This is a genomic window from Chryseobacterium sp. CP-77 (assembly GCF_036362765.1).
Taxonomy (GTDB): domain Bacteria; phylum Bacteroidota; class Bacteroidia; order Flavobacteriales; family Weeksellaceae; genus Chryseobacterium; species Chryseobacterium cupriresistens.
This window is the reverse complement of the sequence record NZ_CP143637.1, coordinates 4,010,799-4,027,899: the sequence shown is the minus strand read 5'-3', so window position 1 is coordinate 4,027,899 and position 17,101 is coordinate 4,010,799. Positions and strand designations below refer to the sequence as shown.

The following is a 17,101-nucleotide window of genomic DNA, read 5'->3' as shown; positions in this document are numbered from 1 at the left end:
GACAAAGTTAACTAACTTTTTTTGGTTTTCTCCAAATAAAGCCGTCCAGAAGATAATGAGTGAGCTGCGGAACAACCAATAAAGGAACCAGAAACTGAAAAAGATTTTCTGAGATAACCATATTCAGGGAAAAATGCTCATTCCAGACAAGCGTTTCCCACAAAAATTCTTCGAGAAAGGCAAACGATAAAATGACTCCGACAAATAGGAATATTCCTGAAAAGGATTTAAAAATCTGCATCCGGTTTAGCTGATGATTTTCTTTTTGTTTTATTTCCCGGATATAGATCAATGCGATATAAGGAATCCCATGAGAAACTACATTCAGAAACGTAAAAAGGAGATCATTGTTAAAGTAGATAATCCCGAAATACCAGGAAAGAAAAGTTCCGGTGATCAGTGCTGTTTTCGGAATGTTAATTTTTCTTGTTTTAAAGGCTTCAACAACAGTTTTAATAATCCAAATAATCAGAATGGCAAAATAGATAACGGTAATTAAAGGAATATAATCCGGAAGATTCTGAAGCCAGTCAAACTCGTTGTTGACAAACCAGATGAAGGCACGGGGCGTTTTAAACCAGTACAGCATTGGATAAATTGTTGCGGAATACACAGCCACCTCATCTATTCTTTTGCTCCAGTTATCCGGTTCAAAGCGTGCATAGATTCTCATAAAACCGTATTGCTGCCGTATAAAATGAAAAACGGCAATCAATGCAAGCACCGACCAGAATGTCAGGCTCCCGAACTGAAAAAGGATAATCCCTAAAATCCAGCTTATTGCAGGAATTCCGAGATAAAGCAGCTTATTTTTCTGTACCTCTCCTTTTACAAAGTATGTTTTGAACAGCGTGGAATATACATGAGCTACATCCACAAAAACAATCAGAAAAAGCCAGGTATAAAAGGAATAGTAATTTTCCAGCCCCTGAATTTGTTTCTGAAAAAGAAATATAATCAACAATACAACAAAAGGTGGTGATAAAATAAACCACCAGTCTGTTTTTGCGTTATGTACCCACGGTTGTTTCATTGTAGTATTTTTACATCATTTGTTCTGCAGTCCGGATTCCCTGATAGAAAGCTTCTTCAAAAATAGATATTCCCGAAAGATCGGAATGGGCAAAGAAAATTTTATCTTCTATCGTTTTTTTTGCTTTTTGGGTTTCTTCTCCAAAAATCTGGTTGGGAACCGGAGCGATCATCGCATGTCCTATTTTATGGAACTGCATTTCCAGAATGAAATCTTCTATCAACGGATGTGCTTTCTTCAGATCGTTTAAAACTAAATCTTTCAGTTCCGCATCTTTCATGGCGTAGAGCTTTTTTCTTGCTTTCTTGCAGTCTCCGGTTGAAAAACTCTTATAGTGAGTAATCACTTTTTCACCTATAACCTGGTTCAGATTCTGGTGCTGGTCATAGATATAGCCTAATCCCGAAGAACCGTAGATCACATTATCCCAGGCGAGCTCTTCATCTCCTCCAAATTCATTCTTTAACGTAATCGTTGTTAAAAGCCACGGAACATAATGAAATGATGATGCTCTTTTTTGATTAAAAATTCTTTCATTCACAAATTGTGGGGTTGCAAACAGTACTTTATCCGCAATGATTTTCTTCGTTTTCTTTTGGGTATTATCAAAACTTAAGACCTCAACTTTATCATTGATTTTAATATCAAAAACCAGATTTTCGGGCATATGTTTTCCCTCCGTATATTTTGAAAAATGTTTGGCCAGTCTTGCATTTCCTTCCGGCCAGGTGAAAACCTGATCTTTATATTTTGTGCTCCAGTTATTTTTTCTTCCTGCAAAATAATGAATACCTGCCCATGCTGAAACGTAGTCTATTCCTAATCCGAAATCATCCCTGCAGGAATAATCCAGCAACCAGAGAAGTTCTTCCGAGTGGAAGTTATTTTCTTTGAGCCAGTCTTTAAAAATGATTTTTTCAAGCTTTACAACCTCATCTTCTCTGCTGGAATCATGTACCGGAATGGCAAACCAATATTTTCCCTCCGTGTCTTTCTTTGTACGAAATTCATCCATCAGCTTAAAAAAGCGGGCAAGCTCTTGCTGGATCTGTGCGGAAATTCCTCTTTGCGGAACAATATCGTTCTGCCAGGCATTTTTATAAAATAGTCTTTCCTGTTGTGGAAAAGTCATTTGGTATTCATCAAGGATGGGTTCTCCGCCATCCTCAGTTCCCAAGCAGATTTCACATTCTTTCAGGAAGTCGATGATTTCTGTGTTCTCTTTGTTCGGTAATGGTAAATAATGAGCGCCTAAAGGAAATTTTGAAAATGAATTCTGTCCGCTGGAAGAATTGCCGCCAAGATGATTTTCCATTTCGAGAAGAAGGTAATCATTTTCATGATGCTTGCTGAAAAATCTACACGCTGACAGTCCGGAAATTCCTCCCCCGACAATTAGATACTTAGTGTGGATAACTTCTGAAAACTGTGGAAAATCTTTTGCCCATAATCTATGGCCGAGAACATGATTGGTCCCTGTGATCTTTAACAGCAAAGTTTTTACTTTCTTTCCGCAATACTGCAAAAAAGGAAGCATAAGGCTACCTAAAAATATAGTTGTAAGAAAATCTTTTCTACTGTACTTTCCCCCACTCTTCATCGAAATAACGGACTAGTATCTGGTTGTCCAGACGGTTAACTTCTACGTCTTTCACCTTCATATCTTTATTGAAATAAGACATCTGTGAAAAATTGTAATCATAATATTTTAATCCAGGCAGCTTTCTGTAGATTCTGTTATTGATGGGTTCAAATGAAGCCATAGTGAATCCCCATTCTCCAAAAGAGGGAACATAGGTATGATACGCTGCAGTGAAAGGAAAAATCTGATTGATTGTTTTCTCAATGCACCAGAAAGATTTCGGAGCAAAATAAGGAGAAGTGGTTTGTACCACAATCCTGGTATCAAGAGTTGTAAGTCTTTCCAATTCTTTATAAAACTGCAGGGAATAGAGTTTCCCCAGGCTGTAATTGGATGGATCCGGAAAGTCTATGATAATGACATCAAACTTCTTTTTGTTCTCTTTTACCCAAATGTAAGCATCTTTATTGATCACTTCCACTTTAGGATTAGAGAAAGAGCTTTGATTGAGCCTGCGCATGGTTTCATTGGTTTTGAAAAACTGGGTCATTTCCCCATCAAGATCCACAAGGGTTACTTTTTTAACGTCTTTGTATTTCAAAACTTCTCTTGCTGCAAAACCATCACCACCGCCAAGAATCAGAACATTATCAATGTTTTTTGCCATAGACATCGCCGGATGTACTAACGCTTCATGATAACGGTATTCGTCGGTGGATGAAAACTGCAGATTGTTGTTTAGATATAAACGAAACTCGTGTGTATTCCTCGTTAATACGATTCTTTGATAGGGTGAGCTTTTGGTATAGACTACATTTTCACCATATAACTTTTCTTCAGAATAGGATAAAATAGTATCTGAAAAAATGAAAAGTCCCAGAAGAAATGCAAACGCTGCAATAGATTTTACTTTGAGTGATAGAGGTTTTGATAATTCCTTTGTAAGATAATAGCAAAGGAATATCGCAATGGAAATATTGATTAATCCAAAAAATAAAGGGGTTTTGACAATCCCTAATTTTGGAATCAAAACCAACGGGAAAAGAATCGATGCCAGCAAAGCCCCGATATAATCGAATGCAAAGACATTTGAAACTAAATCTTTAAACTGAACCCTGTCTTTTAAAATATTCATCAGAAGTGGGATTTCCACCCCTACAAGACATCCGGTGAAGAAGACAAAGAGATAGAGAACGCTTTCAAAATGGGCCAGTGTATTAAACAGAATAAAAAGTACAACAGAACTGATCCCCCCCACGATTCCTACAAGGATTTCGATCTCAATGAATTTATCAATAAGATTTCCTTTGATGAATTTTGCAAGATAGGAACCTACTCCCATTGAGAACAGGTATACTCCGATAATGAAAGAAAACTGCTTTACAGAGTCTCCTAAAAGATAGCTTGCCAGGGCTCCGGCCACGAGCTCATAAATCAATCCACATGTAGCAATGACGAATACTGAAAACAATAAAAGCAGCTCAAGAGGAATCCTCTTCTTATCCATGAATCGCTGCGCTTATGATCATTGAAATTCCGATAATAAATGCCCCGAAAACAATAGCAATGGCTATATTTTTGTTCTGAGCGATCTCATGCCATGTTTTTTCAGGAGTCAGTTTTTCAATGATGAAATAACATACAAGTAAAATGGCGATTCCTAAAAATGAATAAAGAACCGAGTTTAATATGGGTAAGAAATTGATGTTGTCCATAGTTTTATATTTTTATTTGTGATAGTATCTGTAAAATCCTACTCTGGAATGGCTTCTTGTGGTTCCGTCGCGGTATGTTTCGGTTTTGGCACAGTCGCAGACCTGATTTCCCCGGTACGTAAGGTATACAAACCAGGTCATGAAAAATCCTCCGATGAGGCAGAGTATCCAGTTTTGTCTTATGTAATTGGTTATATTAGTTATCATTGGCAGGATAAGGTGAGTTTGAACTATTCTTCCATTTATTTACATTAAAGTAATGTTTTCCTATCCACATTGCCACAAACAGAGCAATCATTATAAATAAAATAATTCCGAAGTTCCAGAATGAGACAGGAAGCCATGTTGCTTTGAGCTGTACATAGGTATTGTTTGAAATAAGGTCTGTAGTAAGTCTAAGGGCTTCAGTATTAATCAGGGAGTCCAGTTTCTGAGTTCCGAACGATGCTTTGGCAAGTCTGATTACTTCTGATGTATCTTTTTCCAGCGTCTGTCCGTCTGTAAAAGTTTTGGTCTGCACCTTGAATAAGTCAGTAACCTCAATTGTTCCCGATTTATCCCGTGAAATCACGACCTTCGAATCAGGAGATGTAAGACCTGAAAATGAAGGTAAGCCTCCTTCTTTTTCGGCGGAAATAATGAAATGATATTTCCCGGAGCCCACTCCACACAGGTTAAAATCTTCGGATTGGCTTCCTTCTGTCCAGCTCTCTCCGCCTTCGTACCCATGATACTGTTCGATATCTTTGGAGGTATAGATAATTTCGTTGGTATTCTCGTTCACAAGACTTAGCTGAACATTCGCCCAGGAATTATCAACACCTGAAAATGCATTCACCTTTAATGGAGCTGAACCGCCTGACAAGGTAAAGCTTTTGCTGACCAGCTCTTTGTCTTTTACATCTGCAAAATTGATGGTCTCCGCAAAAACGGTTTCGTTGGTTCTTGAAGTGTAGACATACATCTGGAGCAGGCAAATCATTAATGCAGCCACACAAAAGATGTTCACGGCTTGTCTGATATCGAAATAATAGGGCTGAACAATCCCTATTCCCGTATAATAGGGCAGATTAGCTATTTTAAAAGCTTTCTTAACTTCATATTTTGAAATGTGAACCCCATAGAAATACTGGCTTTTTCTGCTGGTCTTCTCCTGAGAGATCATACGGGTTCCGTTAACATATTCTTTGTAAGTAGCAATCGTGAAATCCAGATGTTCATCAAAAAATCCGGCTGCAGCATCAATAGTGCATGGAGTATTTTCGTACCAGCGGTAGGTTCGTCCGGCATAGGTAGGTAATTTCGAATCTTTGCCTTTAAAATCATCAGGATGCATAGAGATCAGGAATACCCAATGCCCATCATTCTCACTCAGGAAAGCATCATTTCCTTTGCTGTCTTTTAAAGAATATTCCCGCCAGAAAATACTGTTTCCGTATTTTCTAACAGTAATCGCAACGACCGTATATTCTGTACCGTCAATTTTTCCTTTTTGTCCGACATCCAATACAACATTTTCCGTTGGGACTTTCAGATGTTTAATTTTTTTATTCCCGGCTACATCAATGAGATGGGAGCAGGTCATACAAACGTATTCTTCAACAGGAAAAGTGAGATCTAATGTATTTTCGGATTCGCATGCTGGGCAGACATAGTGCATTTTTATCTGTAAATTTTGTGTTTTTGAATGGTATTAGCTTTAAAATACTGAACCACTTCATCTGCAATCTGCTCTACTTTTGTGGTATTATCCTGCGTATAATTACAGAGGAAAACATCGAAAGTAAGCTGTTTAAATTCCGGCCACGTGTGGATACAAAGGTGAGACTCTTTAAGGATCACTGCGGAAGTAAAGCTGTCATTCTCAAAAATATGATTGGTAACGCCTACAATTTCCACCTCTTTGGTTTTCAGAATTTCTTCTGTAAACGCCAGAAAACCTTTGCTGTCTAATAACAAATCTTCTGACTCTGTTTCCAAAGTCAGAAGAATATGTAAACCTTTACTTGATAATGGTTTCAATTAATTTTTTTGTAAATATATTATTTTTTTGGAAGAAATACCTCAGCAAGCATACATCTTGCACTTCCTCCACCATTTACTTCAATGGTATTCAGGTCTGAATAGATAATTTCGCAGTATTTTTCAATAGCAGCTACCTGTTCCGGAGTTAAAGACTGGTAAGCAGTCTGGCTCATTACCAGGAATTTTTTACCTTCTTTATTCTGAACCTGAAGCATGTTTCCTGCAAACTGCTGCATCTGTTCTTCTGAAATTTCGATGATTTCTTTTCCTGAGCCTTTAATAGTTTCCACTACTTTTTCTCTTTCCAGCTCATCATCAATACAGTCAAGGCAGATTACGACAAACTTGTCTGCCACACACATCATTACATTGGTGTGATAGATTGGAAGCCTTTCTGCTCCTACAGTCTGGAAAGAATGAAAAACAACAGGAGTAAATCCGTATTTTGTACAGAATTCTCTGAACAGTTTTTCATCCAGCCTCAAAGAAACAGAACCGTAAGCAATTTTGTTATCGTGATCAAAAATCATACTTCCTGTTCCTTCCAGAAAGTGTCCCTGAGTTTCAGAGAAAGACCAGTCATCAATTTCAGCAACTTCAAATCCCTGATCTTTGATGCTTTGAATAATATCTTCTCGTCTTTCTACTCTTCGGTTGGAAGCAAACATCGGATATAAAACCACTTTTCCATCCTTATGGAAACTTACCCAGTTATTCGGGAAAATTGAATCCGGAGTGTGGGGATCCAATGTATCTTTTATAGTGATCACATTAATTCCTTTTTCTCTCAGCTTTCCGACAAAGGTATTGAATTCTGCCAATGCTTTTGACTGGATATCAGAGCCTGTCTGTTCTACCTGAAAGTAATTGTTTTTCGCCGTTTCCGCGTTGTAACCGAATGCGATCGGTTCTATCATTAATACTGTATCTGTTGTTTGCATTTTTTTAAAGTTTGAGGGTGTTTTTGGTGTATGAGAGTTTGAGAGTCTTGCAACGGTTTATCAATTATTCTCTCACAAGCGGCATTGTAGAGCATCTCAGCAAGCCTCCCATTTTAGAGATTTCTCTGTAAGGAATTTCTTCAACAGTCATTCCCCACTCGTTTCTCAGGTGGTTATTCATTCTTGTGAATGCTTTGTCCGAAACGACAACATCAGGAGAAATGGAGAAAATATTCGGGAACATTTCAAACATTTCTTCATCATTGATATGGAAACAGTTTTCTTCTCCGAAAATATCAATGATTAAACGGTAGTCGCTTTCATCTACAAATCCGTTTTTATAAATAATACATTTGTCTTCACCTACCGGATTAAATGTACAATCCAAATGCAGAATGCCTTCAAAAGGAACCTTGTCATTTTTCTTCAGTTCCAGGTCAATGATTCTTTTCTTCGGAAAATATTCTTTTAAGATTTCAATGGCATATTCATTGGTTCTTGCCGTCTTATAGTTTCTGTAATCTTCGCTGAAGCAGGTTCCGATGAAAAGGAAGTCATTCCATACGATCACATCCCCTCCTTCGATATGTGCAGTTTCGGGAAGATTGATGATCTTTCTCCATGCTACTTTTTCAAAAACGCTTTTATAGGCTTCCTGCTCGTCTGCTCTGTCTGCAATCACATTGGAAATGATCATTTTATCATCAATTACAAAGGCTACATCTCTTGAAAAAACCTGATTGTAATCTTTGATGATGCTGGGACGCAGTACTTCAACGCCATACTTTTTTAAAACCGCTTCAAAAGCGTTCATTTCATTAATAATATCCTCTTCTTTAGGATAAATGTTGTGTTCGATTGAGTAATATGACTTTGCGTCATAACTTTCCTCTAATGTGGGAACCGGCCCCAATGAATTAGGCTGGCCTAGAACTACTGACTTCAGCCTGCCCGTTTCGTTTTTAATGTTTAGTCTCATAAAGATTTATGCAATACTACAAATATAAGTAAAGGTCTCTACCTGTAAAACTTTTGGATTATTTTATGTATTAAATTTGGTTTCCAAAATCAACACCCTTCGGCAAAATTTGCTTGTATGCAGAGCCAACTGTAGTGAATAGTTCCAAAAACATCTACAACTTACTATTTTCCATCTACATAAGAACAAAAAAATAGATAATCATATTATTTAATTTCCTATATTAGTGATATAATTTTCGTGAAATTATAAACCGTAAAATTGAACTATTAACACCAAAAATCAAAGTTATGAACAAGAACAATCCGGTGCTGAAAAACGCACAAAAATTAGGAAGAGATCAACAAAAATCCGTAATGGGAGGCGCTCCAATCTCAACAGGCAGAAGATGCTGTGAATGGGATGATGCAGGAAACTGCTATATCTGGACATGTGACAGATGCCAATGTCCTTAATAAAACAAAGAAAGCCTGCTTAAAAAAAGCAGGCTTTCTTATTTGAGCTAATTGATATTAAATAAAAAATCCCAAAGCATGCTTTGGGATTTCTTTATAGTATAAGCAAATATTATCTGCTTGCAATATCGATGTAGTTTCTTTGCTGAGCACCTTGGTAAACCTGTCTTGGTCTTCCGATCGGGTCTCCTTTCAGTCTCATTTCTTTCCACTGAGAAATCCATCCCGGAAGTCTTCCTAATGCAAACATTACGGTGAACATTTCTGTAGGAATTCCTAAAGCTCTGTAGATGATACCTGAGTAGAAGTCTACGTTTGGATATAGTTTTCTTTCTACGAAGTATTCGTCTTCCAGCGCTACTCTTTCCAGCTGCATTGCAATGTCAAGAGCTTTATCCTGGATACCTAATGCTTTAAGGATATCGTCAGCAGCTTTCTTGATGATTTTCGCTCTTGGGTCGAAGTTTTTGTACACTCTGTGTCCGAATCCCATTAAACGGAAGTTATCATTCTTATCTTTAGCTTTAGCAACATATTTAGATACGTCACCACCATCTTTCTCGATAAGTTCAAGCATTTCGATTACAGCCTGGTTAGCACCACCGTGAAGCGGCCCCCAAAGAGCAGATACTCCGGCAGAGATAGAAGCGAAAAGACCTGTGTGGGCAGACCCTACCATTCTTACTGTAGAAGTAGAACAGTTTTGTTCGTGGTCTGCGTGAAGGATTAATAATTTATCTAAAGCATTTACAACTACCGGATCGATTTCGAAATCAGCGTTTGGTAATCTGAATGCCATTTTGTAGAAGTTCTCTACATAGTTCAGGTTGTTATCACCGTGGTTTAATGGTAAGCCCTGAGTTTTTCTGTAAGTCCATGCACAAAGGTGAGAGAACTTAGCGATCATAAGCTCAGCAGCGTGATCCATTTCTTCTTTAGAGTTTACGTTAACGGCTTTCGGGTTGAAAGCTGTTAAAGCAGACGTTAAAGAAGATAAAACTCCCATAGGGTGAGCAGAACGAGGAAAAACATCAATGATTTTTTTCATTTCGTCTGCGATGAAGTTATATTTTTTAATATTGTTGTCGAATGAAGTAAACTGATCCTGAGTAGGTAATTCTCCATGTAATAAAAGATACATTACTTCAGTGAAGTTAGATTTTTCAGCAATCTGCTCGATTGGATAACCTCTGTAGAATAATTCTCCTTTATCTCCGTCTAAGTAAGTGATGTCGCTAATAGTAGCTCCTGTATTTTTGTAACCTAAATCCAGAGTGATTAAACCTGTCTGGTCTCTTAATTTTGAAATATCAATCCCTCTGTCTCCGATAGTACTATCCACGATTGGATATTCATATGAATTACCGTCGTAATTCAATATTACTTTGTTGTCTGACATTATTTATTTATTTTTTTTAAATATACCACTTTCCATAAAATACGGCAAACTAAAAATTTCGCTTGCCGTTATTTATAAATTCGATTAATTATCTTTTGATTTTAAAAGCTTCTAATCCCGGGAAAATCGCAGTTTCGCCTAAAGCTTCTTCAATTCTTAATAACTGGTTGTATTTTGCCATTCTGTCTGATCTTGAAGCTGAACCGGTTTTGATCTGTCCACAGTTCATTGCTACTGCTAAATCAGCAATTGTAGAGTCTTCAGTTTCTCCTGATCTGTGAGACATCACTGAAGTGAATTTGTTATTCTGAGCCATTTGTACAGCAGCCATTGTTTCAGAAAGAGAACCGATCTGGTTTACTTTTACAAGGATAGAGTTCGCAATATTTTCTTTTACTCCTCTGGATAATCTTTCTACGTTGGTTACAAATAAATCATCTCCTACCAGCTGTACTCTGTCACCAATTTTATCTGTTAACATTTTCCAACCTTCCCAGTCGTTTTCCTGCATACCATCTTCAATAGAAATGATTGGATATTTTGCAGCCAGTTCCGCTAAATAAGAAACCTGTTCGCTGCTTGAAAACTGGGCTGCATCCGGAGTCTGGAATTTTCTGTAATCATAGATTCCATCTTTGTAGAATTCCGAAGCCGCACAGTCAAGTGCCAACATAATATCGTCACCAGGCTTATAACCTGCTTTTTCAATAGCTTGAAGTAAAGTATCCAAAGCATCTTCAGTTCCTTTGAAAGTTGGTGCAAAACCACCTTCATCACCTACCGCAGTAGATAAACCTCTTGAATGAAGAATAGATTTTAGGTTGTGGAAAATTTCAGTTCCTTTTCTCAATGCATGAGAGAAAGAATCAGCTTTTACCGGCATAATCATGAATTCCTGGAATGCGATAGGAGCATCTGAGTGAGATCCACCGTTGATTACATTCATCATTGGAACAGGAAGTGTGTTGGCGTTCACTCCACCTACATATTTATAAAGAGGCATTCCCAATTCTGCAGCAGCAGCTCTTGCTACGGCCAGAGAAACACCAAGAATAGCATTGGCACCAAGATTTCCTTTGTTAGGCGTTCCATCAAGATCAATCATAATCTGATCGATATAGTTTTGTTCAAAAACCGGCTGTCCTACTAAATTCTCTGCAATTACTTCTTTTACATTTTCAACAGCTTTCAGAACTCCTTTTCCCAGATATTCTGAACCACCGTCACGTAATTCTACCGCCTCGTGTTCTCCTGTAGATGCTCCTGAAGGTACAGCTGCACGGCCCATTGCCCCGCTTTCTGTAAATACATCTACTTCAATGGTAGGATTTCCTCTGGAATCTAAAATCTGTCTTGCTTCTATGTAAGAAATTGCACTCATTTTTTATTTTTTTTAGTTTAGACAAATTTAATCAAAATTTAACTTTCAAGGGTATTTCACAGCATTTTTTTGAAATAAATCCAAGTTAAATTTTAGTTAATTTATATTATGATAATTCCCCATTTTTGCGGGAATGGATCAGGAATTAAAAAATGGAAGATCATAACAAAACTCACCTTGAAAAGTGAGCTTTATGATACGGTATAGGAGTTATTATTATTTTCTGGGCGTGGGAGATAAAAGGCCGGCCAGGGCACCTATTGCTCCTGATGAAATCGTTGCAAATATAGTAACCAGCTGATTATCTTTGGAGGAGCCGTCATTCCAGTAAGCAATGAGTATAAGCCCTGCAATAATTGCGATAACTGCCAGCCCGAGCATCAGGACAATAATCCTGTAAATCCAGTAGTCTGTATCCTTAGGATTTCTTATTTCTACATTTTTTATAGCCTCTACAGGATTTATTCTGAACTTTTCCTGAAGATCACTGCTGTTTTTTAAAGCAGCTTCCAGATCTTCGATACTGTCGTTAATAAGAGTTTTCATGGCCTTTGATTTTATGTATCAAATTTCCCTCTAAAAAACGGACCAGTCAATTACACAAAAGGGTAATTTATAATTTTGTTTTGAAGACCAGACGGGTTCCGGGATTTCCGGAAATGATTGTACAATCGCCGGATAATTCGCTCATTCTTCGTTTCATATTTCTAAGACCGTTCCCTTCTTTATGGACGTCGGAAATTCCCTTTCCGTTATCAGAGATTTTCATAGAAAAGTTATTTTCTTCCTGCGAAAATGAAAGCTTCAGGCTGTTGGCACGGCTGTGTTTATAAATGTTATTAACGGCTTCTTTGAGACAAAGAAAGAGATTACGCCTCATTTCGGTGGAAATCGGTGTTTCTGCTATGATATTTTCATATTCTGAATACACGATTATTTTTGTTTTCTTCAAAAAGTTTCCGGTATAAAGGACAGCATAATCGATAAAGCTCCCCAATGTGTCATTTCCTGAGTTCAGGCTCCACAGCATTTCTCTCATGGAAATATTCATTTCTTCGGAGGTTTTCAGGAGCTCATCGATGTCGTTTAACAGATCATCATCTTCCGCTTTCTGTTTCAGAAATTCTGCCTGAAGCTTCAATGCAGAAATTCCGGCTCCAAGATCATCGTGCATATCATGGGAGATACGTTCCCGCTCCTGTTCCAGCACCTTTTGTTTTTCCAGTTCTTTCTGAAGGAGCTGGTTTTGGTGTTCTGCTTCTTTGAGCTGCTGCTGCTGAATAAAAAAAAGCTGCCTTTTGTTATACAGAACAACTATTAAAACAATAAAGATGACAAAAGTTATTAATAAAATAACCGCAATAATATAAGCCAATCGTATGGTATCCGGCAGTTGCTTCATATTGTGTTTTTATTTTAAAATTTCCTTAAAGCAATATAGAACAATCCATACATAATGATATTCACACAATACTGCATCACTTTCAGAATTTGCAGAAGCCCCGGATCATTATCCCGAAGAAAAAACATGGGTATAGATCTGAAAATAAAGAAAATACTCCAAAAAAGCAAACCACAGGAAACCCAGAAATGCGGATCGTCCAGAATTTTTATTTCGTCAAAATTTTTCAGCCTTATAAAAAACCAAACCAGCACATTGATGATGAAATAAAAGCACACTAATATTCCCAATGTATTTTCATAGTTTTCACTATAAAACTTTATAAACAGAATAATATAGGCAAGTATGGCAATCAGAACGCAGCGGAAAAATACCCTGAGTTTCCGAGGGAAGATTTTAGCATAGTAAATGTTAAAAAATATAATTAAAAAAATGCTATAGTAATTAAACAGATAAGCAAAATCAAATTCTCTATTCCATATTTTATAATGCCCATACAATTCCAGACAAAGCGACAGAAATAAAAATATTGCAAAATAGTTTTGGCTGGAAAGACCTTTCTTCCCAGCTAAAACTATGGATTTTACAGTAGCCGCCAGGAGTACTGCGAGGTATATTATCTGGATGATCATTTTACGGATATAATGAACCCATATCGTAATAACCCTCATCTGTACTAAAAACCAGTGTCATTTGTTTTTCGTGGGTTTCAAAATGTCTTTTATATTGGTCTTCGCGAAATTTATCGCCAAGATTATTTTCAAAAACCACTTTCTTCACATCACTGATCTCACAAAGGTTGATGGTAAATGTATCACTACCGTCTTTTGACAAGGTATCTATAAGATCAACGATATGATAACTGATATAAAATGTATTATTTCGTCCTAAGTAATTAGTCAATACCTGATGTCCGTTCTTAAGATAAAAATCATTAAGTGTTTTTACATTCTCATCGGAGATTTTCAAATCCTTAAGTGAAAGATCCTGATTGGCATTGATGATAAGATAATTATGCTCATCAATGGTATTTTTCCCTTCTGTTTGCAAAGAGGCCACCATATACATCATTTTGTTTTCAGAATAAGGTGTGAGTCGTAATCTGGAATCCCGGGGATCTATCTGTACGAAAGTAAATGTTAAATAGGTCGCCTTAATATCTTTCATAATCTCGCAAATATCTTTCAGGAGAGAATGTTTTACAGCATAAATACCTCCAAGATTAAAATTCACCTCCCGATTTTGCATAAAAGGCAAAATGCCCTTTTTAGCACTGTCAATAAAACTTTCTGCCAGAATGTGGCTAATGGGCCTCATTTCCGACACATCTTCAACCAGCTGTTCAAGTTTATTACCGATAGGGCCTTCTCTGTAAGCTAAATTGTCATCAAGGACTACCTGACTTGTTGCATTTGAATTTTCCATAATTTCTTAGTTTTTTGATTGGTTAAATTTATTGACTGCCTCCACTTTGTTGTTGACGTGGAGTTTTCTGTAAATATTTCCTACGTGCTTCTTGACGGTGTCAATACTGATGAATTTTTTATCTGCAATCTCTTTGTAAAGAAGCCCCTGTGAGAGAAGTTCAAGAATTTCTTTTTCGCGTTCTGTAAGTTCATCAAAGCCTTTTATTTCCGGAAGCTTTTTTTCGAAATGATTCAATACTCTTCTTGCAATGGAAAAACTCATAGGAGCACCTCCCTGATATACGTCCCGTATCGAAGCAAGAATCTTATCCATACTTTCACCTTTTACAAGATATCCCATGGCGCCAGCCTTTAAAGAATTAAAGATCTTTTCATCATCATCAAAGCTGGTACACATAATAAATTGGGTACCGGGAATTTCTTTACGCAGCTTTTCTATGATCTCGATTCCGAGCATATCCTGTAACTGGATATCCATCATCACAACATCAGGAGAGATGTATGGCAGGTTCGTTATGGCATCATTGCCGTCAAAGAACTGGGCAACCACTTTCATATCCTTCTGATAATTGATGACCTTCTTCAACGCATTGTTGTAGTTTTTTTCGTCTTCTACTATGGCTACGGAAATGCTCATGACTTTGTTTGTTTGAAGCAAATTTCAACAGAAAACAATTTGAAATCAATTACACCTTTGTGTAATATTACTATTTGAGTTTGAAGTTGTGGCTTAGTGTTTTAGTTGTATTAAATTTAATCAATTTTTCACTTTAAAAACAATATTATTATAAATATTTCATAATAGATTAAAATAAAAAAATATAAATTCGTTTTTAAAATCAATTATTATTCACAATCTCATCAAGAATAGGATGGTCAATGCTGCTTATTGTATGTTGAAATTTAATCTGCTCAAAGATCTGAATCCTGTTTTTACCTTTTTTCAGCCATACTCCGGGAATGTAAAGTGTTTGCTGAGGACCTGCAGTACTCCAGTATCTTCCTGCATTTTTCCCGTTAATAAAAACAATACCTTTTCCAAAATTTCTCATATCAAGAAAAGTATCCCCGGTTTCTTCAAGCACAAATTCTGCCTCCTGAATAACAGGTAAATGGTCTGCAATTTCTTTATTTTTAAAATGATGTTTTGGAAAAGTATCAAAAGGAAGAGGAAGCATTTCCCAGTTCCCGGAAACTTCAGCGCCATTAATTTTTACGGGGCTGATAATTCCTTTTAAATTATGAACAATCTCTGCTCCGTAATTGATTCGTCCCATATTTTCAACAAGAATTTCCGGCCGGTCTCCGGATTTTATTTCAATAGCAAGATCATACTTTTTATATACTCTGTTCAATTCGCCTTTCCATTGGCCATTGATGTAAATATTCGCATAATCACGGAGTCCTTTTATTTCCAATCTCCCTTTGTGGTCTTTGTCAAACTTTCTTCTGTAAAGAACATATCCGTTTCCGATATTCAAATCTTCAAACGTCAGTGGCTGGTCATTAATAACAGGTTTCTGATGATCGGTAAGATCAAACAGAGAATTTACTTTTGAAAATTTTATCCGGGGAATGGTGATGACTTTTACTGGTTTTGGAACATCCGGAAGCTTACTTTTATTGATGGATTGAAAAATTTCTCTCAACGCATTATATTTAGGGGTTGCCCATCCTGCTTCACTGATGGGAGCATCATAATCATAGCTTGTAAGATCCGGCTGGATATCATGATCCTTATCGTAATTGGCTCCGCTGGTAAATCCAAAGTTGGTTCCGCCATGAATCATATAATAATTAAAAGAAATATCATTTTCTATATAAAGCTTTGTTTGTTTCACCACTTCTTCCGTGGAAACTTTAACGAATGGCTCTGCCCAATGATCAAGCCATCCGGGATAATATTCTGCAACCATATAAGGACCTTTTCCACCGTTATACTCATTGATGCTTTTCTTTAAAACAGCAATATCGCTTTCTCCGTTTGCGGTAGGTAAAGCACCTTCTATAGATCCTCCTTTAAACAGTGAACTGCCGTCTGAAGTAAATAAAGGTACAGAGATCCCGCTTTTCAACAGCATATCTTTAACCTTATGACTGTATTTTCTGTGTTCTTCCAACGGAATATCTTTTCTTTGCGCGACGTAAGATCCAAATTCATTCTCTGCCTGTACCATAATAACCGGGCCGCCATTATTAATCTGCAGAGGTACGATCTGCTTTGCCAGTTGACTGATATATTTACGGCATTCCTCTAAGAAGGCTTTGTTGTCTCTTCTTATTTCAAGGTCTTTATTTTTCTGCAGCCACCATGGATATCCTCCGAATTCCCACTCTGCACAAACATAAGGCCCCGGACGAATGATAACATATAAGCCAACTTCCTGTGCCGTTTTGATAAACTTCTGCAAATCTTTTTCACCTGAAAAATTCCATTTTCCCGGAGTTTCTTCATGATAATTCCAAAAAACGTAAGTCGTAACAGTATTCAACCCCATTGCTTTCATCATCTCCAGACGATGCTTCCAATACTCCGACGGAACTCTGGGATAATGCATCTCTCCTGAATACACGGTAAATGGTTTTCCGTTCAGGAAGAAATGTCCATCTTTAATTTCAAAATTTCCTTTCTGCGAAAACACAGTATTCAAGGAGAAAAATAAAAGAATTATGCATAAATAACGGTTAAAATTTCTCATATTGTAAGGCATGATTTTTGTAAAATTTAAAATATAAAAATCAATTGAATATCAAATAATATA

At 37.0% G+C, this 17,101-nt stretch carries 18 protein-coding genes; 1 reads left to right on the top strand and 17 read right to left on the bottom strand.

Translation table 11 applies throughout. The annotated features are described in order from the left end of the window. Positions 1–7 precede the first annotated feature (7 nt). The 9 genes from V0410_RS18025 to V0410_RS17985 all read right to left on the bottom strand — a co-directional run bounded on the left by V0410_RS18025 (position 8) and on the right by V0410_RS17985 (position 8,275). Positions 8–1,033, bottom strand: coding sequence for a hypothetical protein (locus tag V0410_RS18025; protein WP_330745123.1), 1,026 nt, complete (start codon positions 1,031–1,033; stop codon positions 8–10). A 10-nt stretch (positions 1,034–1,043) separates the two neighbouring features. Further along, positions 1,044–2,570, bottom strand: a complete 1,527-nt coding sequence (locus tag V0410_RS18020) for an NAD(P)/FAD-dependent oxidoreductase (RefSeq protein ID WP_330745122.1) — start codon at positions 2,568–2,570, stop codon at positions 1,044–1,046. A 37-nt stretch (positions 2,571–2,607) separates the two neighbouring features. Beyond that, a complete protein-coding gene (locus V0410_RS18015; protein ID WP_330745121.1) occupies positions 2,608–4,122 on the bottom strand; it encodes a polyamine aminopropyltransferase in 1,515 nt (504 codons plus the stop codon). Next, positions 4,115–4,330: a DUF350 domain-containing protein gene (locus tag V0410_RS18010; protein ID WP_110008568.1), complete on the bottom strand. Its 216-nt coding sequence runs from the start codon at positions 4,328–4,330 to the stop codon at positions 4,115–4,117. Before V0410_RS18010 ends, V0410_RS18015 begins: the two co-directional genes overlap by 8 nt. Positions 4,331–4,342: 12 nt before the next feature. Continuing rightward, a complete protein-coding gene (locus V0410_RS18005; RefSeq protein WP_167456636.1) occupies positions 4,343–4,537 on the bottom strand; it encodes a hypothetical protein in 195 nt (64 codons plus the stop codon). Then, complete coding sequence (locus V0410_RS18000; RefSeq protein ID WP_330745120.1) at positions 4,527–5,990, bottom strand: DUF4178 domain-containing protein; 1,464 nt, start codon at positions 5,988–5,990, stop codon at positions 4,527–4,529. The genes V0410_RS18005 and V0410_RS18000 overlap by 11 nt, the downstream gene beginning before the upstream one ends. 2 nt (positions 5,991–5,992) lie before the next feature. After that, positions 5,993–6,352 (bottom strand): S-adenosylmethionine decarboxylase family protein, encoded by a 360-nt coding sequence (locus V0410_RS17995; RefSeq protein ID WP_110366415.1) that lies wholly within the window; start codon positions 6,350–6,352, stop codon positions 5,993–5,995. A gap of 20 nt (positions 6,353–6,372) precedes the next feature. Beyond that, positions 6,373–7,296 carry a citrulline utilization hydrolase CtlX gene (gene ctlX / locus V0410_RS17990; protein ID WP_330745119.1) on the bottom strand — a complete coding sequence of 308 codons (924 nt, stop codon included), beginning with the start codon at positions 7,294–7,296 and terminating at the stop codon, positions 6,373–6,375. Between the two features lie 64 nt (positions 7,297–7,360). Continuing rightward, positions 7,361–8,275 carry a dimethylarginine dimethylaminohydrolase family protein gene (locus tag V0410_RS17985; RefSeq protein WP_076596983.1) on the bottom strand — a complete coding sequence of 305 codons (915 nt, stop codon included), beginning with the start codon at positions 8,273–8,275 and terminating at the stop codon, positions 7,361–7,363. A gap of 290 nt (positions 8,276–8,565) precedes the next feature. Between V0410_RS17985 and V0410_RS17980 the strand changes: the two genes are divergently transcribed. Then, a complete protein-coding gene (locus V0410_RS17980; RefSeq protein ID WP_156121335.1) occupies positions 8,566–8,730 on the top strand; it encodes a hypothetical protein in 165 nt (54 codons plus the stop codon). 112 nt (positions 8,731–8,842) lie between these two features. Here the strand turns inward: V0410_RS17980 and V0410_RS17975 are convergent, their stop codons facing one another. The 8 genes from V0410_RS17975 to V0410_RS17940 all read right to left on the bottom strand — a co-directional run bounded on the left by V0410_RS17975 (position 8,843) and on the right by V0410_RS17940 (position 17,038). Then, the gene (locus V0410_RS17975; protein ID WP_110008563.1) at positions 8,843–10,129 is read right to left on the bottom strand and encodes a citrate synthase; all 1,287 of its coding nucleotides are present in this window, start codon (positions 10,127–10,129) and stop codon (positions 8,843–8,845) included. A gap of 88 nt (positions 10,130–10,217) precedes the next feature. Further along, positions 10,218–11,510, bottom strand: coding sequence for a phosphopyruvate hydratase (eno, locus tag V0410_RS17970; RefSeq protein WP_047427629.1), 1,293 nt, complete (start codon positions 11,508–11,510; stop codon positions 10,218–10,220). A gap of 216 nt (positions 11,511–11,726) precedes the next feature. Then, the gene (locus tag V0410_RS17965; RefSeq protein WP_330745118.1) at positions 11,727–12,056 is read right to left on the bottom strand and encodes a hypothetical protein; all 330 of its coding nucleotides are present in this window, start codon (positions 12,054–12,056) and stop codon (positions 11,727–11,729) included. A 67-nt stretch (positions 12,057–12,123) separates the two neighbouring features. Continuing rightward, complete coding sequence (locus V0410_RS17960; RefSeq protein WP_330745117.1) at positions 12,124–12,912, bottom strand: sensor histidine kinase; 789 nt, start codon at positions 12,910–12,912, stop codon at positions 12,124–12,126. 14 nt (positions 12,913–12,926) lie between these two features. After that, positions 12,927–13,544, bottom strand: coding sequence for a hypothetical protein (locus V0410_RS17955; RefSeq protein WP_330745116.1), 618 nt, complete (start codon positions 13,542–13,544; stop codon positions 12,927–12,929). 1 nt (position 13,545) lies between these two features. Continuing rightward, the gene (locus tag V0410_RS17950) at positions 13,546–14,337 is read right to left on the bottom strand and encodes a hypothetical protein (RefSeq protein ID WP_330745115.1); all 792 of its coding nucleotides are present in this window, start codon (positions 14,335–14,337) and stop codon (positions 13,546–13,548) included. Between the two features lie 6 nt (positions 14,338–14,343). Further along, positions 14,344–14,976, bottom strand: a complete 633-nt coding sequence (locus tag V0410_RS17945; RefSeq protein WP_330745114.1) for a response regulator — start codon at positions 14,974–14,976, stop codon at positions 14,344–14,346. 202 nt (positions 14,977–15,178) lie between these two features. Beyond that, positions 15,179–17,038 carry a glycoside hydrolase family 35 protein gene (locus V0410_RS17940; protein ID WP_330745113.1) on the bottom strand — a complete coding sequence of 620 codons (1,860 nt, stop codon included), beginning with the start codon at positions 17,036–17,038 and terminating at the stop codon, positions 15,179–15,181. Positions 17,039–17,101 lie beyond the last annotated feature (63 nt).

Bases quoted from the DNA above. Each gene is read 5' to 3' on its own strand.
- V0410_RS17945 (WP_330745114.1), bottom strand. From the start codon at position 14,976: ATGAGCATTTCCGTAGCCATAGTAGAAGACGAAAAAAACTACAACAAT.
- V0410_RS17940 (WP_330745113.1), bottom strand. From the start codon at position 17,038: ATGAGAAATTTTAACCGTTATTTATGCATAATTCTTTTATTTTTCTCC.
- V0410_RS18015 (WP_330745121.1), bottom strand. From the start codon at position 4,122: ATGGATAAGAAGAGGATTCCTCTTGAGCTGCTTTTATTGTTTTCAGTA.
- V0410_RS18000 (WP_330745120.1), bottom strand. From the start codon at position 5,990: ATGCACTATGTCTGCCCAGCATGCGAATCCGAAAATACATTAGATCTC.
- V0410_RS18020 (WP_330745122.1), bottom strand. From the start codon at position 2,570: ATGCTTCCTTTTTTGCAGTATTGCGGAAAGAAAGTAAAAACTTTGCTG.
- V0410_RS17985 (WP_076596983.1), bottom strand. From the start codon at position 8,275: ATGAGACTAAACATTAAAAACGAAACGGGCAGGCTGAAGTCAGTAGTT.
- eno (WP_047427629.1), bottom strand. From the start codon at position 11,510: ATGAGTGCAATTTCTTACATAGAAGCAAGACAGATTTTAGATTCCAGA.
- V0410_RS17950 (WP_330745115.1), bottom strand. From the start codon at position 14,337: ATGGAAAATTCAAATGCAACAAGTCAGGTAGTCCTTGATGACAATTTA.
- V0410_RS17965 (WP_330745118.1), bottom strand. From the start codon at position 12,056: ATGAAAACTCTTATTAACGACAGTATCGAAGATCTGGAAGCTGCTTTA.
- V0410_RS17960 (WP_330745117.1), bottom strand. From the start codon at position 12,912: ATGAAGCAACTGCCGGATACCATACGATTGGCTTATATTATTGCGGTT.
- V0410_RS18010 (WP_110008568.1), bottom strand. From the start codon at position 4,330: ATGGACAACATCAATTTCTTACCCATATTAAACTCGGTTCTTTATTCA.
- V0410_RS18025 (WP_330745123.1), bottom strand. From the start codon at position 1,033: ATGAAACAACCGTGGGTACATAACGCAAAAACAGACTGGTGGTTTATT.
- ctlX (WP_330745119.1), bottom strand. From the start codon at position 7,296: ATGCAAACAACAGATACAGTATTAATGATAGAACCGATCGCATTCGGT.
- V0410_RS17975 (WP_110008563.1), bottom strand. From the start codon at position 10,129: ATGTCAGACAACAAAGTAATATTGAATTACGACGGTAATTCATATGAA.
- V0410_RS17955 (WP_330745116.1), bottom strand. From the start codon at position 13,544: ATGATCATCCAGATAATATACCTCGCAGTACTCCTGGCGGCTACTGTA.
- V0410_RS17980 (WP_156121335.1), top strand. From the start codon at position 8,566: ATGAACAAGAACAATCCGGTGCTGAAAAACGCACAAAAATTAGGAAGA.
- V0410_RS18005 (WP_167456636.1), bottom strand. From the start codon at position 4,537: ATGATAACTAATATAACCAATTACATAAGACAAAACTGGATACTCTGC.